The sequence below is a fragment of the Chachezhania antarctica genome (assembly GCF_003646465.1).
Taxonomy (GTDB): domain Bacteria; phylum Pseudomonadota; class Alphaproteobacteria; order Rhodobacterales; family Rhodobacteraceae; genus Chachezhania; species Chachezhania antarctica.
This window is the reverse complement of sequence record NZ_QZEX01000006.1, coordinates 222,910-247,914: the sequence shown is the minus strand read 5'-3', so window position 1 is coordinate 247,914 and position 25,005 is coordinate 222,910. Positions and strand designations below refer to the sequence as shown.

Here is a 25,005-nt window from a genome sequence, read left to right as displayed (position 1 = left end):
GATAAGACCCGCGCGCAATCATCCGCGGGACGCAATCAATGGCACGCATTCTCATCACCTCGGCGCTTCCCTACATCAACGGGATCAAGCATCTTGGCACGCTCATCGGCTCGCAGCTTCCGGCCGACCTTTACGCGCGCTACATGCGGGGCCGCGGAAACGAGGTGCTGTTTCTCTGCGCGACCGACGAACACGGCACGCCGGCCGAACTGGCCGCGGCCAAGGCCGGCAAACCGGTGGCCGAATACTGCGCGGAAATGCACGGCATCCAGACGCAGCTGGTACAGGGCTTCGGGCTGAGCTTCGATCACTACGGCCGCTCGTCCTCGCCCCAGAACCACCGGCTGACCCAGCATTTCGCGGGCAAGCTGGAAGAGGCCGGGCTGATCCGCGAAGTGAGCGAACAGCAGTTCTATTCGCCCACCGACGACCGCTACCTGCCGGACCGCTATGTCGAGGGCACCTGCCCCAATTGCGGCTACGACAAGGCCCGCGGCGACCAGTGCGAGAACTGCACCAAGCAGCTGGACCCGGCCGACCTGATCGACCCGCGCAGCGCGATCTCTGGCGCGACGGACCTCGAGCTGCGGGATTCCAAGCACCTCTACCTGCGCCAGTCGGCCATGAAGGACGATCTGGACGCGTGGATCGACACCAAGACGGACTGGCCGATCCTGACCACGTCCATCGCCAGGAAATGGCTGCACGACGGCGACGGCCTGCAGGACCGCGGGATCACCCGGGATCTGAGCTGGGGCGTACCGGTCAAGAAGGGCGATGCGCCCTGGCCCGGGATGGAAGGCAAGGTCTTCTACGTCTGGTTCGACGCGCCCATCGAATACATCGCCTGCGCCGCGGAATGGGCCGAGGCGCAGGGCCTGGGCGACGACGCGTGGGAACGCTGGTGGCGGACCGACAAGGGGGCCGACGATGTCCGATATGTCCAGTTCATGGGCAAGGACAACGTGCCGTTCCACACGCTGGGCTTCCCGGTGACGATCCTCGGAAGCGGCGAGCCGTGGAAGCTGGTCGATCACCTGAAATCCTTCAACTACCTGAACTACGAAGGCGGCCAGTTCTCGACCAGTCAGGGCCGCGGCGTGTTCATGGACCAGGCGCTGGAAATCCTGCCGGCGGATTACTGGCGCTGGTGGCTGCTGAGCCATGCGCCCGAAAGCTCGGACAGCGAATTCAACTGGGAGAACTTCCAGGCGTCCGTGAACAAGGACCTGGCGGACGTGCTGGGCAATTTCGTGAGCCGGATCACCAAGTTCTGCCGATCCCGCTTCGGCGAGGCGGTGCCCGAAGGTGGCACGCCGGGCGAACAGGAAGCGGCGCTGGCAGCCGAGCTGGAAACCCGGCTGCGCGCCTACGAGGGCCTGATGGAGGCCATGGAAGTCCGCAAGGCCGCGGCCGAGCTTCGCGCGATCTGGGTGGCGGGCAACGAATACCTGCAAAGTGCCGCCCCCTGGTCGACCTTCAAGACCGACCCGGAGCAGGCGGCCATGCAGGTGCGGACCGGCCTGAACCTGATCCGCCTTTACGCGGTCCTGAGCGCGCCGTTCATCCCGTCTGCTTCCGCCCGGATGCTGGACGCGATGGGCTGTGAAGACGCCGGCTGGCCGGATGAAGTGGCCGATGCGCTTGCCGCCCTGCCCACGGGCCATGCTTTCACGGTGCCGGATGTCCTCTTCGCCAAGATCTCGGACGAGGATCGCGAAAGCTGGCAGGACCGTTTCGCCGGCACCCGCTGAAGGTATTGCGCCGCGTCTGCGCGCGTCGCCCGTGGCGCGGCCGGCTGACGCCGTCCGCGCGTCCCTGTCCCACGGTCGCGCCCGTCCAGCGCCCCACCCGCCCTCCCGCGCGGGACGGGCGCGACATCTCCAATTCCATGACGCCCGTCAGCCCCCACCGATGAGCCGTCCCAGCCATCTGCGCGGAGCCGCCGTCGCGCTGCCGGAAAGAGCCGGCGCGTCTTGCGCGTCAAGGGGGCGCCAGCCCCGCGCGCCAGCGCGGCTTGCCCTTGATGCGGAAGGCGCGTCGGTTCAGGCAGCACAAGCGACGGCGGCTTCGCACAGATGGCGGTCCCATCTGCGTGGTGAGCTCGAAGCCCGTCCCACGCGCCGAAGGCGCCGATAGAAGACGTCCGGGCGCGCCAGCGCCCGGTCCGCCGGAAAACCGCCCGGCCTGGACGCAGCGGCCCGTCTTGCCACGGACCCTCAAACTCGCCAGCCTCAACCGACCCTTCCCGACGGAGCATATCGCCTTGGCCCTTACCGACGCTCGTCCCCTGCTCTTCTCGCCCCTCACCCTGCGCGACATCACCTTCCCCAACCGGGTGACCGTCGCGCCGATGTGCCAGTACTCTGCCACGGATGGCTTCGCCAACGACTGGCACCTCGTCCACCTCGGCGGGCTGGCGAAAGGCGGGTTCGGCGCCGTGATGACCGAAGCCGCGGCCGTCCTGCCCGAGGGTCGGATCACCCATGGCGATATCGGCCTCTGGTCCGATGCCCATGCCCAAGCGCTGAAACCGTCGATAGACTTCATCCGTGCAAGCGGCGCGCTGGCGGGGATCCAGCTAGCCCATGCGGGTCGCAAGGCCTCGATGCAGCGCCCTTGGTTCGGCAACGGCCCCCTGGGCCGCGCCGATGTCGACCGCGGCGACCTACCGTGGGAGATCAACGGCGCCAGCGCGATGCCCGTGGACGACGGCTGGCTGATGCCGAAGGAGATGGACAAAGACGACATCGCCCGGCTGGTGCAGGCCTTCGCCGATGCCGCGCGCCGGGCCGATACGCTGGGCTGCGACTTCATCGAGATCCACGGCGCCCATGGCTACCTGCTGCAAAGCTTCCTGTCGCCTTTGTCGAACCACCGCACCGATGCCTATGGCGGCGACCTTTCCGGCCGGATGCGGCTGGCGCTTGAGATCACCGAGGCCGTCCGCACGGCCTGGCCCGCGTCGAAACCGCTGTTCTTCCGCATATCCTCGGTCGACGGGTTCAAAGGCGGGTGGGAGATGTCGGACAGCCTGACATTCGCAACCGAACTGAAAGCCCTTGGTGTCGACGTGATCGATTGCTCCTCGGGCGGGAACCAGGGGCGCACCAAGGTCAGCCAGGGGCGCGTGCTGCAGCCCGGCTACCAGCTCGACTACGCGGCCGAGATCCGGGCCAAGGCCGGCATCGCCACGCAGGGCGTGGGGATGATCCTTGACGGTCCCCAGGCCGAGGCAGCGTTGCAGGACGGCCGTGCCGACCTGATCGCCATCGGGCGGCAGGCGCTGTTCGATCCGTTCTGGGTTCACCACCAGGCCTACGAGATGGGCGTGACCGATTACGGCAGCTGGCCCGAACAATACGGCTGGTGGCTGGACCGGCGCGAGCGCAGCATCCAGGCGCTGAAATCCGGCTGACGCGGCGCGGTTTCTTCCCATGCGCCGGCTTGCGAGGGGAAAGTCTCAAGCCGGTTCAGGCCGATCCACAGGTTGACATGTTTCGTCCGTCCAGACGTAGCCGGGGGGCGGCCGCGTAACGGCTGCCCCCCGGGCAAAGCGTCAGATCGATCGGGCTCAGGAGTTGAGCCAGACCTTTTCAAGATGCATCTCGCGCAGCGGGTGGCGGACATAGCCCATCACCGCGTCGGTGTGGTGCATCGCCAGTTCGCGCCAGTAGGCCTGCACGATCACGCCGCTGTCCTGCAGCATCTTTTCAAGCTCGGCCATCAGCGGACGCCGCGCATCGGGATCGAAGATGCCCAGCGCCTCATCCAGCTTGGCGTCGAATTCCGGGTTGGAATGCCCGCTTTCGTTCCACCCTTCGCCCGACTTGTATGCAACGGCATAAACCTGCACGCCCAGCGGCCGGCCGCCCCAGGACGTGGTCGAGAACGGGTATTTCGTCCAGTTGTTCCAGAAGCTGGCGCCGGGCAGCACGCTGCGTTCGATGTCGAAGCCCGCGTCGCGCAGCTGCGCCCCGACCGTGTCGGCGAAATCCTTCAACTCGCCATCGTCGATCGAGATAAGCTCCAGTGTCGTGCCGGCATGGCCCGACTCTTCCAGCATCTGGCGGGCCAGTTCGGGATCATAGGGCGGACGCGGCACATCGGCGTATTCCGGGTGCACCGGTGCCACGTGGTGGTTTTCCGCGACCGTGCCCAGCCCGTTGATCGCCAGCTCAAGGCACAGTGCATTGTCGACGGCACGCTGCACGGCGTTGCGCAGGGTCTTGTCGTCGAAGGGCGGCTGGTTCACGTTCATGCGCGCCACGGCGGTGGTCGCCGTCAGCGCCACGGCCCGGTTCAGGCCCATCGCGTCGAACAGCTCTTCCGAGTTGCTTTGCGTTTCGTCGTTCATGTCGATGATGCCATCGTCGAACGCCGCGGCGAAGGCGGAATCGTCATTGCCGAGGTCGATGAACTCGATCCCGTCAAGGTAGACCTCGCCACCCCACCACTTGCCGTCTTCACGGCGCTTCAGGACGGCCGATCCGCCGATGTCGAATTCGACCAGCTCGAACCCGCCGGTTCCGATGGGGGCATCCTGCAATTGCCCGGCAAAGGACTGGTGCACGCAGAGCGCCGGGTAATCGCCGAAGGACGGGATCAGCGAGATGTCGGGGCGGAACAGGTTCAGCTGAACCGTTTCCTCGTCCACCTTCACAACGGCGCCCTCGGCCGCCTCTGTCGCGTCGCCTTCGCGCAGCGCCCCAAGGCGGGCCGCCATCGAGTTGCCTTCGGCGGTCGAGTCGGCCATCCGGCGGATGTTGAACACCACGTCGTCGGCGGTGAAGGGATCGCCGTTGTTCCACACGGCGTCCTGCCGGACCTTCAGCGTGTAGGTCTTCGCGTCGTCGCTGACTTCCCACGCCGTCAGAAGCGAGGGCGTGAACGAGCCGTCGGCTTCCCACCGCACAAGCGGTTCGCAGAACTGCCGCGCGACGTTGGATTTCTGCGGCCAGTCATAGGTACGGGGATCGTTGATATCGAGGATCTGCTGCCCGATCCGCAGCACGCCACCCTTCTGCGGCTCCTGCGCATAGGCGGCCGTGGGCGCCACGAGGCCCAGCGCGCCATAGGAGGCGGCGGCGGACATGCCCAGAATGGAGCCCAGCGCCATGAACTCCCGGCGGTCGAGCTGTCCTGCATTGACCGAACGCGCAAGGCGCCGAAGCAAGGATTTGCGATCTTCTTTCATCTTGAAACTCCCAAAGCATCATCAGTGAACATGTCCGGATCCGCCCCCCAGGGGCGGCTTCCCATCGAGATTTCCGGCATGGCCCCGACGCCAGCTTGCATTTGTCAGAATTCGGTTTCCCGGCGTTATGCCATCGTCCGGCCGGCTGCGGCCGACACGACATTCAATGCAGATGATCGGGCCGGGTTCAAGGTGACCTTGCACCCGATCGGCCCGGCCGAACATTTGTTGCAAAATATCTGGACGTTTGCGCCCGTGACCGGCCAGTGGCCGGGCGATTGCACGTAACGTGACACTTCCCCAGCCCGGCCCGGCCGGATTCGAAACGCCCGCCGGCGCTGACCCGCCGCGCAGATCAGATGAATTCGAGGTCGAGCGCCTTTGCCGTCGCTTCCCGGCTGGTGCGGCACGCGTCGGCATCGACCTTCAGGTCGATCCCGTAAGTCGGGATTATGGATGTCAGCTTTTCTTTCCAGCCGTCATTGGCCAGCTGATCGTCGAAGCATTTCTCCAGCACCTCCAGAGCGATGAACGCGGCGGTCGAGGCGCCGGGCGAGGCGCCCAGAAGGGCCACGAAGGACTTGTCGGCGCTGGCGACGATTTCCGTGCCGAATTCCAGCTTCCCGGTATTGCCCTCGTCGGGCTTGATGATCTGCACCCGCTGGCCTGCCACGGCCTCCTTCCAGTCGGATTCTTCGGCCGTGGGGAAGAACGCCTGAAGCGCCGCGAACTGGTGGGCCGAGGTCTGCAGCACTTGGCCGACAAGGTATTCACTCAGCTCCAGATTATCGCGCGCCACTGCCAGCATCGGCAGCACGTTGCCCGGACGGATGGATTCGAACAGGTCGGCATAGGAGCCGTGTTTCAGGAACTTGGTGGAGAACCCCGCATAGGGGCCGAAAAGCATCGAGCGTTTGCCGTCGATGATCCGCGTATCCAGATGCGGCACCGACATCGGCGGCGACCCGTGCGCCGCCTTGCCGTAGACCTTGGCGTGATGGCGGTCGCTGACGGCGTCCACGTCGCAGCGCAGCCAGATGCCGCTGACGGGGAAGCCGCCATAGCCGTGGCCCTCCGGTATCTTGGATTTCTGCAGCATTTCCAGCGCGCCGCCCCCGGCCCCGGCAAAGACGAATTTCGCCGACACCACCTTATGCTCGCCACTGGCGCGATCCTTGACCTTGACCAGCCAGCGCCCGTCGGCGTCCTGTTCGACATCGTTCACCCGGTGCTTGTAATGCACCGAAAAGCCCGGCTGCTGTTGCAGGTGGGCCATCAGCAGATGGGTCAGCGACCCGTAGGAGACATCGGCCCCCGTTATCATGCGCGTCGCGGCGATGGGTTCGTCGGGATCGCGGCCTTCGATGATCAGCGGCGCCCATTCGGCGATCTGGGCGCGGTCTTCGGTGTAGTCCATGCCGTGATAGCAATGATGCGCCGCCATTTCAGCGTGGCGCGCCTTCAGGAAGGCCACGTTTTCGGCGCCCCAGACAAAGCTCAGATGCGGGCAGGCGTTTATGAAAGCATGCGGATCCTTGATCGCGCCCTTGTTCACCAGGTACGCCCAGAGCTGCCGCGAGAGGTCGAATTCGGTATTCACCTCGAGCGCTTCGGAAATGTCGATGCTGCCGTCGGCGCGTTGCGGTGTGTAGTTCATCTCGCAATTAGCGGCATGCCCCGTCCCGGCATTATTCCACGAGTTGGAGCTTTCCTGCGCGCAATCGCCAAGCGTTTCGTAGACCGCGATATCCAGCGACGGTTCCAGTTCCTTCAGCACGGTGCCCAGCGTCGCGCTCATGATGCCGGCGCCGATCAGAACGATGTCGTGGGTTTCCGAGGGGGCGTGGCTCATGTCTGTTGGTCCTTGTTCAACGCGCGGAACCCCAGATCGGCCCCGTCTTCATAGACGACATAGGCGCGGCGCCAGGGTTCGTCCCCGATCAGCCGCCAGGTGTGCCCGGTGCCGGAATTGTCCTGCGCCAGCAGGATGTCCCCGGGATGGATGGTGAAGGTTTCACCGGATTTGACTTGGAATTCGAGCGTGCCGGTCAGCGTGATCACGAAACGGGGCACCGGATCCTGATGCCATTCATAGGACCCGCCCGAACTGGTTTCCTGAAACGACAATTCCCGCGCCGGCATCGGCTTGCCCACGGCATCGCCGCGCATCCCGGCGTCCAGGTCGATCATGCCTTCCTCGAACCGGGAATTGCCGTCCTCGCCCGTCCACAGGCGTACGCAACGTATCATGGCGATCCTCCCCGAAAGCGAAGGCCCGGTCCGCGCCCGCGATCTGACGTCGGCGACCTTTCCCGTTACGCTACAACAGCAATTTGGGACAGGCCAGTACTGCCGGTGAATATGCGAAACGTTTTCCGGGGAAACATCTTGCGCCTTTGGGTCGCATGCAATCGGGCCGTCCAATCACATGCGCCGCGCCACGGTCGACAGGTCGTTCACGTTCGCGCCCAGCCGGTTGCCGGCCATCAGCAGGATGACCACCGCCACCAGATCGTGGCGCGATGTCATCAGCCCGGCGGGCAGCAGCGTCGCGTCCCGTGTCGTCAGCCGGCGTTCGAAAGCGGGGGCGTCGGACACGGCGCTGTCATCGCGCAGGATCTTTTCCAGCTGGTCGAGCGCCGCAAGAAGGCCGGTTTGCAGATCGTCGACAAGCGACTTGGCCTGTTCCGGCAGGACCGCCCGGCCCAGATCTCTGCGCGAGACCTCGTACTGCCCGAGATAGACGACGAAGGCATTGAGCAGGAACACGAACGCCTCGAAATTCCGGCCGCTGTGCCCGAACATCCGCCGTTCGGCGATGATTGCCGGCGTGTCGGCCTGCAGCGTCTGCAGATCGCCCAGAAGCGAGTTGGTCAGGTAGACGCGGTCCTCGTGCTCCATCCGTGCCAGCGCATCGCGGGCGCGCGCGACCAGCGCGGCGAGCCGGGGCGCGGCCTGATGCCCCGTGTAGCTGGGAAACAGGACCAGCGAGATCACAAGCGCGATGCCCGCGCCGATCCCGGTCTCGTAGGCGCGGGCCAGCAGCGTGGCGGCGCCTGCGTCGACGGTGATGTGCAGCATCATCCCCACCAGAAAGCCGATGCCCCCGGCGGCGATGGTGTAGCGGGTTTCCAACGTCAGCATGACGAAGGGCAGGACAAGGACCATCAGGGCAAGCGCCAGCGGCGTGTTCGCGCCCACCAGCGGAACAACGACGATCGCCGCGATCACGCCCGCGACGGTTCCAAGAAACCTTTGAAGCGTGCGGATCAAGGTCTGCCCCGCCCCCCCGTTCAGCACCACGAGAACCGTCAGCGTCGCCCAGTACGCGTGGTTCAGATCGAAGGTGAACTGAAGCGCCGTCGTGATGCTGCAGGCCACCAGCGCCTGCAACGCGGAGCGAACGGCCGGGGACATGGTGCGCGCTTTCGTCCCTTCGCCCGCGGCCGGCGACGCGGGCACCGGCTGGACCACGTCGATGGAAAGTCGGGCTTCCAGAAAGTCGTTCAGCGCGCCTTCCAGCCGGATCAGACCGTGGATGAAGCGCATCTCCTGCACGTTGCCCGCGGTCACGGCCTTGTCCGGTTCGATCAGCCCGTTCAGGATGTCGTCCAGCTCCGGGTTGGATACCCTTTCGGACGGGAAGGCCGCGGCATGAAGCTCTCCCAGCCGGCCCGCTAGGCGATCCAGCACGCTCTGAAGCCGCGTGTCGCGAAAGAGCGTGTCCTTCTCGGCTGCGTTCATGTCGACATAGGCTTCGCGCAGGGCCATGGCCGCGACCGAAATCCGGTAGGCCGCGATAAGCTTGGCATCGAACCGGGAGGCCAGATCGGGCCGTTCCTTGATCGCACCGGGGGCAAATTTCTGCAGGATCGTCCAGCGTTGGCGCAGCAGGTCGTCCGGGTTGCCGTTGCGATCGCGGGGCAGCGGCTGCACCAGCCGATAGCGCGTCAACTCCGCGGCAGTGACCTGCTGGAACCGCTGGCACTGCGATTCGTACGCCAGTACGAGCGACGGGCGGATCGTCAGGAACCGGACGGCGAAGACGACCACGATCACGATCAGCGCGACGGCGGGATACCAGAAGCCTTCGTCCCGCGTCGGATTGAACAGCGCGAAGGTCAGCCCTGTCAGCCCCAGCAGCATTCCCAGCTTGCGCATCTCCGGGCCCCAGGCCCGCATGAAGATCCCGAAGGTGATCAACAGAACCCACAGGATCGCCATCGGCACATCGCCCATGCCCCATGAACCGGGGCCGGCCAGCCCGATCAGGACGAAGCCCAGGAGAATGGCCAGCGCGACCCGGAAGAACCACCAAAGCTCAACCCGGTAACGATCCTGCGGCAGCATCATGAAGAAATTCGCCCCAAGGATCGCCGACATGACCGGGAAGGTCCTGCCGAAGCCTTCGACGGTGCGGGCCGCCTCGAACGCCGCGGTCATCCGTGCCGCCAGGGGCGCCAGCCCGTCGGGCAGCCCGGTCGGCCGCGGGACCGCGACATGCGGGATTGCGCGCGTCATCATCAGGGTCAGCACGAAACACAGGAAGATGGTCAGCCCCGTCTTGAGCGCGAGAGACAGCTTGAGCCCGCCCGGATCGAGATCGACACAGATATCCACCAGTCGGCGGCGCGCTCTTTCAAGCGTCGGGATCTTCGGGGGCGTGCCGGACTGAATCATGCCGCACCCTATCCGCAAGACCCGCGCGGTGAACAGCCGCCGAAGAGCCATTCGAACGCTCCCGGCCGTCACCCCGCGCGGTCCCGTACAGGCCGGCGGTCCAATGGGTATCCCGAGGCCTTGCCGACGCCCGGCGGGGAAGAAATTTACGTAGGGGAAGCCTTAACATGGCAGCGCCATCTATTTAGTATGTTCACCATTTCGACGCGCGGCGCATTGGCTCGTTTGCGCATAGTTAAGCGGGATCAATCGAGGGCTATCGGGATCTCGAGACGACGCAAGGGACGACACGATGGCCGCAAAGAGCTCTGCCGACACTTTCAGTGACCAGTTTTTCAAGCCTCTGGATGCCACCGCACAGGCAATAGATCTTCAGATCACGGAAGTGGAAGTTCTTGTCAAACGATACGCCCCGACGCCGTCCAAGATTTCGCAGAACCTGAAAAGCAGCACCCTGACCGGGCTCAAGAAAGTGGGCGCCGGCGCGAACATCGCGGGCGCGGCGATCTCGGCCACCGCCGATGCCTTCGAGACATACGAGAAGGAGCTTGAGGAAGGCGACAAGAGGGCCCTTGCCCTTGCGGTGACCGATGGCGTGGGTGTCGTTCTGGGAACCGCGGCGGTCGGCCTGATTTCCCTGGGCTCCGTTCCGATCCTGACGCTGTCTGCGGGGTATCTTGCCACCACGGCGCTGACCGGCGCCTCCAAGAAGGTCCTGCGCGGGCTTTTCGATTTCGTCGATGACAACACCGACTGGTTCTTCGACGAAAAGCTGGACTACAGCGCGGAAACATCGTCGGTCCTGATCCGCGGAACGACGAAGCGGGATATCATTCTCACCGGATCGGGCGCGGACAAGATCGACGGCAACGCAGGGGCCGACAGGATAAAATCCGGGGCCGGGGCCGATGTGATCGACGGCGGCAACGGCAAGGACGAGCTGCGAGGGCAAGGCGGACGGGATTTCCTGATCGGCGGAAAGAAGTCCGACGAGCTTTTCGGCGGCAACAAAAGAGATATCCTTGTGGCCGACAAGGACGGTGCAAAGGACACACTGAACGGTGGTGCGGGCAAGGACATGTTCCTGTCCGGTGACCGCAAGGATCACTACAACGGCGGACGCGGACATGACGAAATCCTGCTGAGCGGGGCGAAGTTGAACATGTTCCGGCAGGCCAAATCGATCGAAAAGGTCGTGGCGGTTGCGCCCGACGGAACATCGCCCCGCCAGTTCACCGTCAAGATCAAGGGCAACGATGAAGGCACCGTGATCGATGCGACGCAGGTAAACGCAAAGAAGATCACCGGGCGCGACGGCGACGACACGATCCTGGTCGACCACGGGATAAACCGGCTTTTCGGCGGCAAGGGCGATGACACGATCCGCGGCGGACGTGACGACGACAGGATAAAGGGCGGGGATGACACGGACACCCTGCATGGCGACGGGGGCGACGACAAGCTTTGGGCCGGCGATGGCGTGGGCGATCGGCTTTTCGGCGGCAAGGACGACGACACGCTGTTCGCCAACGGTTTTACCCACGCGCGCGGACAGGCGGATGACGATACGTTCGTTCTGAAACTTTCGAACGCCTCCCCCCTTTCGCATAAGCTGAAACTGGTTGGCGGCTCGGGCGAGGACACGCTGAAGACCAATGCCGCCGTGATCGATCTGCGCGACGGCACGGTGGAGCATGGCCAGACCTCGGTCGCGGGGGCGGTCAAGGGCATCGAGAACGTCCGCCTTCTGTCCTACGGATCGCAGGAGCCCGCTGTTTCCGCCATCTACGGCAACGGCAAGGACAACGTGATCCGTGGCAATGACGGCGACAATTACATCGACGGGCGGGCCGGACAGGACAGGCTGTTCGGTGGCGGGGGCGACGACACCTACAAGTACGATCCCGACGACATCATCCGCGACAACCAAGGCAGCAACACGCTGGACCTTCGCGGGTTCGATCCGTCGAAGGTGGATGCGGACGTCCTTGCAGACTTCGACACGCTTCTGGTCGACGAGATGTTCGTCACCAACGATGTGCGCTACAGCGGCGAGGTCGTGATCCACGAAAGCTCGGCCCTCAACCTGGATGTCGCGATGGTCGATGGATATGCGTCCGTCGGGGACTTCGAAGGCGTTCTGGCCGGCGGCGGGACGTTCCGGTTCAAGGACGGGGCGACATTCGACCTGAAAGTGAGCTTCGATTCGACCACATCGGCCGTCACGCAGGGCTTCGGGGCAGACCATTATTTCCATACGGAAGACCATTGGCCCGGATCTAGCGTGTTCGGATACGACTATTGGGAACAGACCTCGGACAGGTATTACGCTGGCAGCGGCTCGGTTTCGAACACGGTCGAGGTCAAGCACGGGGCGGATCGCACCGATGGCGACGACCTTATAGAATACAGTTTCCGCGGCCCCTATGACTTCTATCACAGGGAAAAATTGTCGACCGAGACCAGTTTGATTACCGGCTATTCTCCGGCCGACTGGCGGGGCGGTCCGACGCTGGACCATGGCGTGGATACCCTGATCATCCGAACCACGGATTCCGTCGATCCGTTCGATCCCTACCTGTTCAAGGTCGGCCTCTCCTACTCGGTCCCGGATACGCTGCGCGGCGTCGACCTTGGCGCCGACGATACCTATCTCACGGGTCGGTCCGGGATCGCGGTTTCCAGCGAACAAGAGGTCGAATACACCTTGGCCCGCCTGAATGACGGGGCCCCGACAGACACGGTGCTGACCTTTGCCTGAAGCACCGGCTTCATCGTGCCGCCCAAGAACAAGGTAGCCGTCTGGCGCGCGGGCCGCGGTTACCCCTTGGCGGCGTTGGCGCGTGCCCGCACCCCGGCCTGATGCACCGCCAGCGAACTAAGGCCCGAAATCGCGATCAGCACCAGCCCGGCAAGCGCATAGATGTCGGGCCATTCCCGGAAGACAAGCACGCCCATGACGGTGGCCGACAGAAGCTGGCTGTAGACCAGTGGCGCGATCAGGCTGGCCTCGGCCCGGCGGTTCGCGATCACGAGGATGAAATTGCCGATGGCCGACCCCAGAACGCTTACCCCGATCAGCGCGCCGACACGCAGATCGAGCTGCGGGACCTCCGACGCCAGCCCGAACGGGGTCAGGATCAGCGATCCGACCAGGAGTTGCGAAATCAGCAGGAACCCCGGCCGATAGGAGCCGGCCACGAGCCGCGTCATGACAAGGTAGGCGCCGTAGAAGGTCCCGGCCGCCAAGGCAAAGAGCATGCCCACCGACACGCCGAAGCCCGGTTTCACCACAAGCAGTACACCGGCAAACCCCAGCCCGAGCAGCAGGCTGCGCGTCAGGGACGGCCGTTCCCCCAGAAACAGGATCGCCAGCACGTAGGAGACGATCGGCCCCACGAAGAACGCGCCGAATACATTGGCGATGGGCTCGGTCCCCAGCGCAGTCAGGATGCAGCAGATCCCGCCCGCGATGAACCCTGCCCTGACCAGCAACCGCCAGTCGCGCAGGGACCGCAATTCGGGCAGCGACACGCGGCTGAACGGAAGCAGCACGATCGCGGCGAGAAGGAACCGTGTCCACGCCACGAAGAACGGATCGACACCGCCCTGTGTCAGAAGCTTGCCGGCGGTGTCGCCAATGACGACACAGGTGACGGCCGCGAAGACCAGGCCGGCCAGACGCCAGAGATCCGACGCGAACATGATGACGGCCTCCGTGGATTTGGCCGGTCGCCCGATACAGGCGCCCCGGTCGGGCGGGCGGCCTTTCCGGCCCGCACCCGAAGCTGCTAGCACGCCCCTTGGCCGAAGAAAACTCTGCCCCGCGGGCAGCCGTTGGCATAACGCGGCGACGGGAGGGTGACCGCGAGGCCCGCGCGCGGCGCTGAAAAATCGCTGTGGTCCAGCCTATCAAATGCAACACATGCGATGGATCTGCCGGGCATCGGTCGATCAGCGGCCCCGAAACCGGCCATGCCGTTTATCGAAGCCGCGCGACGAGGCCCTCGACAACCGTCTACCGGCTCAGCATCGTCGCGCCTGACAACCGGGCCCCGGATTGCGGGAACCGGACGCACGACGTGAAGGGAGCGACCATGACAGAGATGCGCACCGAGGTTCTGCAGGAAATCCTCGACGAGATCGCCCGTGACATGGCGCACCAGACCGAACGGGGGGCCGTCGCGTCCTATATCCCCGAGCTTGCCAAGGCGGATCGCAGCCGTTTCGGTATCGCCGTTGCGCCCATCGAAGGCGATGTTCTGGTGGCGGGCGATGCGGACGAGCGGTTTTCCATCCAGTCGATCTCGAAGGTCTTCACCCTGACACTGGCGATGGAACGGGCGGGGCGCGAACTGTGGTCGCGGGTCGGGCGGGAGCCGTCGGGGAACCGCTTCAATTCAATCGTTCAGCTTGAACAGGAACGCGGCGTGCCGCGCAATCCGTTCATCAACGCCGGGGCCATCGTGGTGGCCGACATCCTGCTCGAAGGACGCGCGCCCGACGCCGCCATCGGCGACGTGCTGGCGCTCTGCCGGCGGCTGGCCCAGGACGAGACCGTGGGCATCGATGACGCCGTGGCCGAATCCGAGACCCGCACGGGGGAGCGCAACCGCGCGCTCGCCTACTTCATGTCGGCCGAAGGCAACCTGCGCGAACCCGTCGACAAGACGCTGGATGTCTACTTCCACCAGTGCGCGGTCGCGATGAGTTGCCGGCAGCTGGCGCGGGCGGGCAGCTACCTGTGTGCCGCGGGGCGGAAACGGGGCTTCGCCGACAAGGTGGTGACGCTGGACCGCGCGCGCCGGATCAATGCGCTGATGATGACCTGCGGGCTTTACGATGCCTCGGGCGAATTCGCCTTCCAGATCGGCATTCCGGCAAAAAGCGGCGTCGGTGGGGGTGTTCTGGGCATCGTACCGGGGGTGGCGTCCATCGCGGCGTGGAGCCCGGGGCTCGACACGCATGGCAGCTCGCTTCTGGGCCAGGCCGCGTTCCGGGAACTGGCGCGCCGGACGGGATGGTCGGTGTTCGGCCCGGTTTCGGAAGACGGCTGAACAAGACCACCGCCAGAGACAGGTGCATGAGAGCCGCGCGGGCCGGGGGCACGGCGCGGCCATCCTGCCTCTCCGCCTTGCGGTCGCCAGGCTTTTGACCGATTTGCCAAGCCTGCGCTCGCCCCGCGGCGGGCATGCGCTATTTGAGGGTGTCATGCGCAAGCTGCACCGGTCAGGGGGCCGAACATAACGATGGCGTGAACGGCCTTCGGTGTTCATTCCGGTGCGGTGGTTGCAGACTGGCCCGGAACTGAAAATCGATTGTGGTGACAATGACTTTACCCAGACAGGCGATCACGGCCTTCATGATGCTTTTGACCACGGCCTGGATGGCACTCGCCCCCAGCGTAACGCAGGCGCAGCTGACTCCTCCGGCCCAGACCGAGACGGCATCTGAGACGGAGACGGCGACCGGCAACCTCGATCTGCTGCTGGATGTCATCGAGAACGATGAAAGTCGCGAAGCGTTGATTTCGGAACTGCGGGCCGCGCGGGCACAGGCCGGTCTCACCCCGGGAGACGAGATCGTCGACACGCTGGCCGATGGTCGCCCGGTGCCCGACGAAGGCTTGTCGCTGGGCCGGCGCATCGCGCTGATCACGCAGGAAACCGCGCAGGACGTGGCCGCGAGCGTAGAAATCGCCTGGGCAAAACTGAGCCAGGCGCCGGATGTGTTCGAAGGGCTCGACGGCAGCGAAATCGGTGTCGTGTTACGCGCGCTGGAGGAGCTTGCGCTTGTCATCGTGGCGACCATCGCGGTGTTCCTCGTGCTGCGCTGGTTCGGCAGGTCCCTGTTCGGGCGCATGGGCGCGCTGGCGGGCGACAGCGGCATGTTGCGCACGGGCCTGATCTTCGTCGCATCGGCGGTGATCGACGCGTTCATCGTCATTGTCTCATGGGCCGTGGGCTACCTGATCGCGACCACGCTCCTTGGCGCCTTCGGTCAGATCGGAATCCGGGAGACGCTGTTCCTGAACGCCTTCCTGATGGTCGAAATGGCCAAGGTCGTCGTGCGGATGGTGCTGTCGCCTTCGGCGGGCAACCTGCGCCCGCTGCCGATATCGGACGGCGCGGCGAAGTACCTGACGGCGCGCATCAACCTGATGGTCGGGCTGGTGGGCTATGGCCAGCTGCTGATCGTGCCGATCATCAACTCCAACGCCTCGCTGGCGGCGGGGCGGGCCACGTCGTCGCTGATCGCGATCGTCGTGGTGGGCATCGCCGTCTGGCTGGTGCTGCGCAACCGCCGGCCCGTGACCGACTGGCTGCTGCGCGGCGGTCAGACCGAGGCCGAACATGCCGAAGAACTGCGCATGATCGAAGAGGCCGAGCAGGACGAACAGGACGTGACCCCGGTTTCCGGTGCGCCCGAGGAATTCCCGATGGGCGAGGCCCCGCCCCCCAGGAAGAAGCGTGACACGTTCGGCTTTCTTGCGCGGCACTGGCACTGGCCGGTACTGCTGTACCTGGCGGTGATGCTGATCGTGGTCCTGATACAGCCGGGCGAAGCCGCCTTCCGGTCGCTGATCAGCTCGGGGCAGGTGCTGGCCGTGGCGCTCCTTGGCGTCATGGCTTCGGGCGCGCTGACGCGGGTCATGGTGCGCGGGCTGCAATTGCCCGACAGCGTGAACGCACGCCTGCCGCTGCTGGAAAAGCGGCTGAATACCTTCGTGCCCAAGGCCCTATTCGTGCTGCGGATGGCGATCGTCCTTCTGGTGATCGTCTTCGCACTGAACGCGATCAGCGTGATCGACCTGCGGGGCTGGATGGCCAGCCAGGTCGGGCTGCGGATGACCTCGACGATCTTCTCGGTCGCCTCGGTGCTGCTGGTATCGTTCATCGTCTGGGTCGCGATGACGTCCTGGGTGGATTACCGGCTGAACCCGGAATACGGGTCGGTCGCCACGTCCCGGGAACGCACATTGCTGACGCTTCTGCGCAACGCCGCGACCATCGCGCTGATCGTGATCACGCTGATGTTCGTGCTGTCGGATATCGGGCTGGATATCGCGCCGCTTCTGGCCTCGGCCGGGGTGCTTGGGCTGGCCATCGGGTTCGGTGCGCAGAAGATGGTGCAGGACATCATCACCGGCATCTTCATCCAGCTTGAGAACGCGATGAACGTGGGGGACGTGGTGTCGGTGGGCGGCACGACCGGCGTGGTCGAACGCCTGACCATCCGGTCCGTCAGCCTGCGCGACGTGGCGGGGGCTTTCCACGTGATCCCGTTTTCGTCGGTGGACATGGTCACGAACTACATGCGCGAATTCGGCTATTTCGTGTGCGACATGGGCGTGGCCTACCGCGAGAGCATCGGAGAGGTGAAGCAGGCGATGCTCGATTCCTTCGACGAACTGCGCGCCGATCCCGAACAGGCCGCGAACATCCTGGGCGATCTGGAATGGTTCGGCGTGAACGAATTCGGGGACAGCGCCGTGGTGGTCCGCGCCCGGATAAAGTGCGTGCCCGGCACGCAATGGGGCGTCGGACGGGCCTATAACGGCGTGCTGAAGGACGTCTTCGACACCCGCGGGATCGAGATCCCGTTCCCGCACCAGACGATCTTCCTGGGCGAAAGCAAGGAGGGTGCGACGCAGCCGTTCCACATCCGGATGGACGACAGCGAAAAACCTGCCGACGCCTGAGCCGTCGGTGAGCATGTTCCGGGAAAGCCGCGCCGTCACCGCGCGGCTTTTCCTTTTTTGCGGCAGGATCAGGGTGGGCCCATCGGCGATTGGCATTGTTTGAACCGATGTAACGTCTGGACTGCGACTCACGAAATTGACGATGGTTCATCGGCATGATCCGGATGTCGTGCCTGTTCATTTTCATCAAGCACTCCCTTTGGTTGCGACGCGCACGGCCACAAGCCGGGACGGTCACCGCTTGCACTGCCAAACATTCCGGTGAAGGCATCCCACGCCTGCAAAGGCGATCGCTGGAAGTCAGCAATTCCATACCAGCACAATCAACCCCTAAGGTTGTGCGAATCGCCCGCTAATGGTAATTTTATCAACACTTTATTGACGCGAGGGGGCGCCATTAATGCGTATTAAATTTCTCGCCGCTGGCATTCTGGCGATTGTTCTGAGTCTTTTCGGCAGCATTTCGGCCGCACGTACGATAGAAACCCATGCCGGTCCGGACGAGCGCGTTCGTGACAGGTTGATCAAGGCGTCCGGGCAGATCGGGGACGAGACCGACCGGAAAGCCAAGCCAATTCGTGAACGCTTTGCCCAATGGTACAATTGGAGCAACTGGTCGAACTGGAACAACTGGGGAAATTATTAGGACCTTGCCATGTCTCTGCTCAGGCTGGTCGACATGCAGCTTCTGGTGCTGCAACCCACGCCGTTCTGCAACATAGATTGCGCCTATTGCTACCTGCCGCAGCGCAATGACCGGCGCCGGATGAGCCGCGAGACACTGGAAGCGATCGGACATCGCATCGTGTCGGGCCCGATGTACCGGGATCAGACGACGATTGTCTGGCACGCGGGGGAGCCGCTGGTGGTGCCGCCGGACTGGTACCGCGATGCGGTGGATATCCTCGAAGCCGCCAGCGGCCGCACCATCACGCACCAGAGCTTCCAGACAAATGCGACCCTGATCAACGATGCGTGGCTCGACCATCTGGCCTCGCCCGGCGTTTCGGTCGGGGTCAGCCTGGACGGGCCCCAGGACCTGCACGATCTGAACCGCCGCGACCGTCGCGGCCGGGGCACATGGCGGTCGACGATGAACGGGATCGACAGGCTAAATGCACGCGGCATTCCCTTTCATGTCATCGCGGTCATCACCCGCACCTCGCTGGACCGGCCCCGGGAGGTCGCGCAGGCGCTCGTAGCCGCAGGCCCCACGTCCATCGGGCTGAACCTGGAGGAAATCGACGGCGTGAACGACGTGTCGAGCCTGCTGGAATGCGACGCGCAGGACCGCGTCCGGCGGTTCCTGGACGGGTTCCTGGACGTGCTGGACGCAACCCCCGACGCCCCAAAGCTGCGGGAAGCCGACGCGCTGCGGAACCTGCTGGGCACGATGAAATCGGGCCGGGGCGCGCGCAGTCAGGAGAACACGCCGGGGGCCATCGTCTCGGTCGATGTGCAGGGCGATATCTCGACCTATTCGCCCGAGCTGCTGGGGGTCGAGGCGCCGCAGTTCAACGGGTTCAAGTTCGGCAATGTGCACGACATCCGCGATCTGAGCGACGTGTTCCTGAGCCGGGCGTTTCTGAACACCCATCGCCAGATCGCGGCCGGCGTCGCGAAATGCGCCCGAAGCTGCGCCCATTTCCCGCTGTGCGGCGGTGGGGCGCCGTCCAACAAGTTCGGCGAAACCGGGCGCCTGGACAGCACCGAAACGGCATTCTGCCGGCTGTCGGTCAAGACGGTTCTCGATCACCTCGCGGATCGCTTCGCGGTACCGGCAACGGAAGGGACAAGCAGATGACCGGCAGCAACACGCCCCCGCCCGGCTCCGATGGTAAAGCACCGCATGATGGCACCAACCGGGGCGTCTTCGGAAGTATGGTCGCAAGCGTCAGTCAATGGACGCCGGCGATGGCGGCCAAGCGTGTGCTGTTCACCGTCGCCATGCTTGTGTTCCTCTTTTACCTGCCCTTGCCGTGGATGGTGAATTCGGTTCGGGAATGGCTCTACGATTGCTGCTACGGTGTTTTCTACAACCCGGAACGGGAAGGTTTGATCTCGGTCGCATCGCCGCAGCTCTTTACCCGGGAACGGCTGGTCAACCAGCGGCTCGAGGAAAGCGCATGGCTCGACGGCCGTATCAAGGACGTTGAAGACCAGTTGGAGAAAAAGGAATTCGCGACGTATTCGTATATCGCGAACAAGGACGAATCTGTTCGTGCCGTAACGAATGCCGGCACGCCGCCACGCGAAACCGCAGGTGCCTCCGGCAGACTGGTAGAGGAGACCACCGCCGACGACGAAACGGTGGTGCTCACTGAGGTGCGGACACCGCCGCTGCAGGAGTTCAAACAGGCCAATTATTACCGCCAGCATCTTGTGCAGGAGAAGTTCCAGTCGATCCTAGACGACGCGCATGACACGTCGTCCAACACCTTGCAGCGCCTGAATTTCGATCTCAGCATCGCGCCCGCCCGACGGCACAGCACATCCGTTGCGGCGGTATCGGTTACGCTAGAGCAGCCGAAGGATCCGGAGTGGATCCTGCAGAAATACGGCGAGCTTCTGTTCGACGTCCGAGAAGAGCTGCAGGAAATCACAACAAGGATGATCGCGGACCGCCAAAGCATCTTCCGGATCGATGTCGATGGCGACTATACGCTCAACGCCGAAACGGCCAGCTTGCTGAAACGGGAATTGGCCGAACGGAACCGCAGCGATACCCAGACGGATATCGCCACGCTAAAAAGTACGGCCTTTGATCAGTATCTGGGGAATACCTTTTTTGCACTCCGCCAACATCTGATGTCAATCGGCGAAGATCCAGCCATCGGTGCGGCCCTGGTCGAAGTCTTTTTTCCCAACAACAACCGTTGGACACCCGAGATGGGCGGCCGCATGCTGGAAACTTGCTCGACGCGATCAACAAGCATTTGGGCCCTGCTACCGCGCAACGCAACAAAGGGTCCAAAATACACGGCGCTGGAGCAGACATATGCAGCCTATCAGAACGCCCAAGGCAACGATCAGGACCCGGGATCGGCCCTGAAACTGCGCCAACTTCTGGCCGACTCCAGATTTTCCGCTCCCTGCCCTCCTCCGACCGAAGAAAGATTGAGACAGGGCGCCATGATCGAACTTCTGGGAAGGTACTTTCTTGAAGTGCACCGTCCGCTCGATCCCGACAGAGAATGCACCGACGAAACGTGGAACGCGGCCTTGCTGGAACTCAAGTCCGGACTGGGGCCTGAAAAGGCGAAGGCAAAACAGGATATCCTCCAGAAGTGCGGGCCAATTCTTCATGAACGCAAGGAGGCGGCGCGGGCGGCAGGTCTTGTCCAACTCGTCAAGGCCGAACTTGAAAACACACCGGTAGACACCGCCGGTCGTCTGCGGCGCCTCTCGGACTATTTCTCCATCAGCGACGCGCATTGTGACTGGAACAGCTGCGAACTGGTTATCTTGACGAAAGCGGAACATTCTCGGCGCGAAACGTTCGCCAAATTGGAAACTTTATTGGGGACTCCAGCTGGCAAGCGACAAGACGCAAGCATCACCTTGTCAAAAATCGCCGGTGATAGCGGATGTAACGAGCTGACCTCCGCTTCTACGTGGAACGACGGGGACATTAGACGCGCCGCCGACGAATGTGCACTGAATATCGGTCGGCAGGAAGCCTTGCGGCTGTTCGCCGAACTGTCCTGTTTTGCCTCGGCGCGCAGCTATACCATCTACCCGCGCGAGGGCATGGGGCGGAACGTCCTTGAACGAAGCAGCCAGAACTGGTCGCTCCTGTCGGTGTTCGGGCAAAACCGTGCTGAGCGGACATCCTTGGCCGAAGAAGCGCGCGTCAGGCATACGGTTCCGATCCTTGGTATGGGCGACATGGGAAGTCGCGACGGCAATTGGCCGGACGAGCGCCAACCTATCGAATGCGGCGAGGATTTCCTGAAGATCCTGAACACTTTGGACATACGTGAACCGTTGACCAATGCGCTTCGCAACGGCTTGAACAACAGTTGGCGGAACGCAGATCCGAAATTCTCGGCCCCCTGGAAGAACAGGATGAAGTGCTTGCTCAACACGGCAACCGCGGCAGCAGGCAACCTGGAAACATTCGAGACCGGTGCCGAAGCCTGCACGACGGCAGAGGTCGGAAAAACATACACCAAAGACGCAGATGAGTTCGATCTGAGCACGCTTACCATGGTCGTGCGACATCTGCGCGAGCAGAGCACCACGATCTCGTGGATCGTGTTTCCGCAGAACGAAGGTCTGTGGGGCACAAGCCATGTGGCGCAAAGTTTCCCGCTATCAGCCATCGTGTCGCTGCCCAGCTGGTGGCCGGGCGCCCAGATCGTGACCCAGACCTGCTGGCAGCGACCAATGCGGCTTGGGTTGAAAAGCGGTCGCAGCCTGTGTCCAGAGCCCGAGCGGCCTCCGGAATCCGAGAGTTCGGCCCGGGTGGAATCCCGCCAGATCATGCCCCTGCCCACGAATATCGAGGACGTGTTGCCGAAGCTCGGGTTCTTCCTGATCCGCTACCCCTATCTCGACCGGCAGGATACCCAGCAAATCACGCTTGAATCGGGCCGCGAAGCAACGTTGCGGCTGTCCGGGAAACGGTTGTGGAAGAACCCCCGTGTGCGGCTGGGCGAACAATGGTCGACCAGGATTGAGGTCATGCCGGACATGCGCGGCATCATCGCCACCTTCGATTGCGTTGCTCCGCTGGCCAACGGCAACGGGCCGACCCATCAAGACGCGGACATGATGCAACTGGCCAGTACCGTTGCCGCTCCTGAAAATGAAGCCGACCCGGCCGAAGACAAAGATGGGAGCGAAGAGACCGGGCGCTATCACGAGGCCCGTTCGGCCCGGGTCTGGACCAGCGAGGGCAACACGCAGATCCTCACCGTCCTCGTGAGCCCCTTCCGCCCAAGATACGCTTTGGGAGGGGAAGGCGAATGGCCGTGCTGGGCCGAGAAGGAGCGAGAACGGCAAAACGCGCTTTCGCTGGGAATGGCCCGTGAGCGGGAGAAGCAGGCGGCAGCCAGCAAGTAGGCTCTGAGGTCCTTACACTGCCTGGATGGCTCATGGAATTGTTTTCGTCCCCCCATTGAACCGGCGCCGGGGAGACCAGATCTCGGAATAGCCCGCCGCAGATTTTCACGGCCGCTTTCGTGCGGCCGCGTCTTGCCGCCTGCGACGGACGGTCGTCGCGCCCCGAACCATTCAGGGCGCCTGAGGGTTCATCTTGAGGACACCGATACGGCTTCTGTCTGCCTTCGCGCGCGCCCTCCAGGCGGCCCCCCGTCGGGCGCCGTGTCGCTCGACACCCGAACCCGACCATGAGATTCTGCCTCGCACCGGCCCGGATCCCGGGGGAGATCAGCAAGACGCGTCAGCCAGGCGGCCATGCCCTGTGACGGCGTCGATCTCGTCATCCTCCCCGTCATCGCGGTCCCGTGCGCGCGGCTCCGCACCCTTCTTCGAATACTCTGCCAGAGGGCACCCTCAGCGGTCACACCGCTGCCCCGACCCCTGCGCCTTCCATCCCGCATCGATCGCAAGACCGCCTGACCCGGCGGTCCGCCCGACCCTTTACCCGCCCCCAACCCGTGAAGATACCGCACCATGATCAACGCAACGATCGCCCCATATGCAGCCCTTCTCCTCGTGGGGGCCGTTTTCGGGGCCTTCGTGTCAGAACGATATCCGCCTTTCATGGTGGCTTTCGTCGGCGCGATGACGGCGCTTGCTACCGGCCTTGTCGGGACCGAGGACGTTCTGAAGGCCATCGCCAACCCCGCCCCCGCAACGATCGGGGCCATGTTTGTTCTCAGCGCAGCTCTGGTGCGCACCGGTGCGCTGGAAATGCTGATCTCGGGGCTTTCGGTGCTCTCGGTGCGCGGGGCCGGCTTTGCGCTGGTGACCTTCTTCGCTGCGGCAGCGGCCGCTTCGGCCTTTCTGAACAACACGCCCGTGGTGATGGTGCTGATCCCCGTGGCCATCGGCCTTGCCCGGCAGACCGGTATCGCGCAGTCACGCCTGCTGATCCCCCTGTCCTACATTGCCATTCTGGGTGGGACCGTGACGCTGATCGGAACATCTACCAACCTCCTGGTGGACGGTGTCGCCCGCGAGGCCGGGCTGACCCCGTTCAACCTTTTCGAGATCGCGCCGCTGGGCATCGCGGTGGCGGTGGTGGGCGGCACGTTCCTAGCGCTGGTCGGACGCCACCTGCTGCCCGACCGTTCGACGGTCACCGCGGTCCTGGGGCGCGAACAGAGGGCCTGGCTGGTCGATGTGTTCATCCCCGCCGGCTCGCCCCTTGTCGGTCAGGCGCCGGCGTCGGTGCCGGCCTTTTCGCGCGGGGACGGGCGCGTGATCGACGTGATCCGCGGCGATGGTTCGCTGCGCCGCGGCCTTTCGGACGTTCGGCTGGAGCCCGGCGACATCGTCGTGGCCAAGACCCGCGACACGGAACTGGCCGCCCTGCGCGAAGGGGTGGTGAAAGGCGCGGCGCTGGCGGGGGTGGAGCCCGGGCAGGTCCGGCCATCGCAACTGCTGGAAGTGCTCGTCGGACCGGGCAGCAAGGCCAACGGCCGCACGCTCGAATCCATGCGCTGGCGGCGGCGGTTCGGTGTCTACCCGGTGGCGCTGCATCGCCGCAGCACTTCCATCGAAAGCCGGCTGGAAACGACGCGGCTTGCCGCGGGCGACACGCTGCTGATCGAAGGCGCGCCCGACGATCTTGACCGGTTGGTCGAGGATCAGCGCCTGACGGCGCTTGCCCCGCACACAGTCCGGGCCTTTCGGCGCACCAAGGCGCCGCTGGCGGCCCTGATCCTGCTTGGGGTCGTCGTGCTTGCCGCATTCGACGTGGCCCCGATCCTGGCGCTGGCGCTGATCGGCGCGGGGCTGGTGCTCGTCACGGGTTGCATCGAAGCCGATGAAGGCCTTTCCGCGCTCGACGGGCCGCTTCTTCTGCTGATCGTGTCGATGCTGGTGATCGGCACGGCGCTTGACCGTTCGGGCGCGGTCGGGTTGATCGTCACTGCCCTTGGCCCCCTGCTCGCCGCTGTCGGGCCTCTGGTGGCTTTGGCGCTGGTCTATGTCGTCACTTCGGTCCTGACCGAACTGGTGACGAACAATGCCGTCGCGGTCTTGATGACGCCTGTCGCCATCGGTCTCGCGCATGGGCTTGGCATCGACCCGCGGCCCTTCGTCGTGGCCGTCATGTTCGGCGCCTCGGCCAGTTTCGCGACGCCCATCGGCTATCAGACCAACACGTTGGTCTACACCGCCGGCGGCTACCGCTTCGCCGACTTCCTGCGCGTGGGCGTGCCGATGAACATTGTCGTGGGCGCGACAACGATCATCCTGATCCCCGTGTTCTGGCCCTTCCAGTGATGGTTCC

General features: G+C 64.2%; 15 protein-coding genes. 10 read left to right on the top strand and 5 right to left on the bottom strand.

Annotated elements, in window-relative coordinates:
- Positions 1-38: 38 nt before the first annotated feature.
- The gene (metG, locus tag D4754_RS13830) at positions 39-1,754 is read left to right on the top strand and encodes a methionine--tRNA ligase (protein WP_121064531.1); all 1,716 of its coding nucleotides are present in this window, start codon (positions 39-41) and stop codon (positions 1,752-1,754) included.
- Positions 1,755-2,266: 512 nt separating this feature from the next.
- Positions 2,267-3,418 (top strand): NADH:flavin oxidoreductase/NADH oxidase, encoded by a 1,152-nt coding sequence (locus tag D4754_RS13825; RefSeq protein WP_240453887.1) that lies wholly within the window; start codon positions 2,267-2,269, stop codon positions 3,416-3,418.
- A 156-nt stretch (positions 3,419-3,574) separates the two neighbouring features.
- Here D4754_RS13825 and D4754_RS13820 read toward each other — a convergent pair whose 3' ends face one another.
- The gene (locus D4754_RS13820; protein ID WP_121064527.1) at positions 3,575-5,197 is read right to left on the bottom strand and encodes an ABC transporter substrate-binding protein; all 1,623 of its coding nucleotides are present in this window, start codon (positions 5,195-5,197) and stop codon (positions 3,575-3,577) included.
- A gap of 30 nt (positions 5,198-5,227) precedes the next feature.
- On the opposite strand from D4754_RS13820, the gene D4754_RS13815 reads away from it, so the two are divergent.
- On the top strand, positions 5,228-5,485 hold the full coding sequence (locus D4754_RS13815) for a hypothetical protein (protein WP_121064525.1): 258 nt from the start codon (positions 5,228-5,230) through the stop codon (positions 5,483-5,485).
- Positions 5,486-5,552: 67 nt separating this feature from the next.
- Here the strand turns inward: D4754_RS13815 and mqo are convergent, their stop codons facing one another.
- From mqo to D4754_RS13800, 3 genes are all read right to left on the bottom strand, one after another.
- On the bottom strand, positions 5,553-7,049 hold the full coding sequence (gene mqo, locus D4754_RS13810; protein ID WP_121064523.1) for a malate dehydrogenase (quinone): 1,497 nt from the start codon (positions 7,047-7,049) through the stop codon (positions 5,553-5,555).
- On the bottom strand, positions 7,046-7,447 hold the full coding sequence (locus D4754_RS13805) for a cupin domain-containing protein (RefSeq protein WP_121064521.1): 402 nt from the start codon (positions 7,445-7,447) through the stop codon (positions 7,046-7,048). The genes mqo and D4754_RS13805 overlap by 4 nt, the downstream gene beginning before the upstream one ends.
- Positions 7,448-7,621: 174 nt before the next feature.
- Entirely contained in the window at positions 7,622-9,877 is a 2,256-nt protein-coding gene (locus D4754_RS13800) for an FUSC family protein (protein WP_163025905.1), read from the bottom strand.
- 292 nt (positions 9,878-10,169) lie between these two features.
- Between D4754_RS13800 and D4754_RS13795 the strand changes: the two genes are divergently transcribed.
- Positions 10,170-12,638 (top strand): calcium-binding protein, encoded by a 2,469-nt coding sequence (locus D4754_RS13795; protein WP_121064517.1) that lies wholly within the window; start codon positions 10,170-10,172, stop codon positions 12,636-12,638.
- A 59-nt stretch (positions 12,639-12,697) separates the two neighbouring features.
- Here D4754_RS13795 and D4754_RS13790 read toward each other — a convergent pair whose 3' ends face one another.
- Positions 12,698-13,582 carry a DMT family transporter gene (locus D4754_RS13790; protein WP_121064515.1) on the bottom strand — a complete coding sequence of 295 codons (885 nt, stop codon included), beginning with the start codon at positions 13,580-13,582 and terminating at the stop codon, positions 12,698-12,700.
- Between the two features lie 392 nt (positions 13,583-13,974).
- Here D4754_RS13790 and D4754_RS13785 point away from each other — a divergent pair, with 392 nt between their 5' ends.
- The 6 genes from D4754_RS13785 to D4754_RS13765 all read left to right on the top strand — a co-directional run bounded on the left by D4754_RS13785 (position 13,975) and on the right by D4754_RS13765 (position 24,998).
- Positions 13,975-14,934 (top strand): glutaminase, encoded by a 960-nt coding sequence (locus tag D4754_RS13785; RefSeq protein WP_205589635.1) that lies wholly within the window; start codon positions 13,975-13,977, stop codon positions 14,932-14,934.
- A 272-nt stretch (positions 14,935-15,206) separates the two neighbouring features.
- Entirely contained in the window at positions 15,207-17,579 is a 2,373-nt protein-coding gene (locus tag D4754_RS13780; protein ID WP_121064513.1) for a mechanosensitive ion channel domain-containing protein, read from the top strand.
- Positions 17,580-17,979: 400 nt separating this feature from the next.
- Positions 17,980-18,225 (top strand): hypothetical protein, encoded by a 246-nt coding sequence (locus D4754_RS23990; protein WP_163025904.1) that lies wholly within the window; start codon positions 17,980-17,982, stop codon positions 18,223-18,225.
- 9 nt (positions 18,226-18,234) lie between these two features.
- Entirely contained in the window at positions 18,235-19,383 is a 1,149-nt protein-coding gene (gene grrM / locus D4754_RS13775) for a cyclophane-forming radical SAM/SPASM peptide maturase GrrM/OscB (protein WP_121064511.1), read from the top strand.
- Positions 19,380-22,646, top strand: coding sequence for a hypothetical protein (locus D4754_RS13770; protein ID WP_121064509.1), 3,267 nt, complete (start codon positions 19,380-19,382; stop codon positions 22,644-22,646). Before grrM ends, D4754_RS13770 begins: the two co-directional genes overlap by 4 nt.
- Before the next feature lie 573 nt (positions 22,647-23,219).
- A complete protein-coding gene (locus D4754_RS13765) occupies positions 23,220-24,998 on the top strand; it encodes a sodium:proton antiporter (protein ID WP_121064507.1) in 1,779 nt (592 codons plus the stop codon).
- Positions 24,999-25,005: the final 7 nt, after the last annotated feature.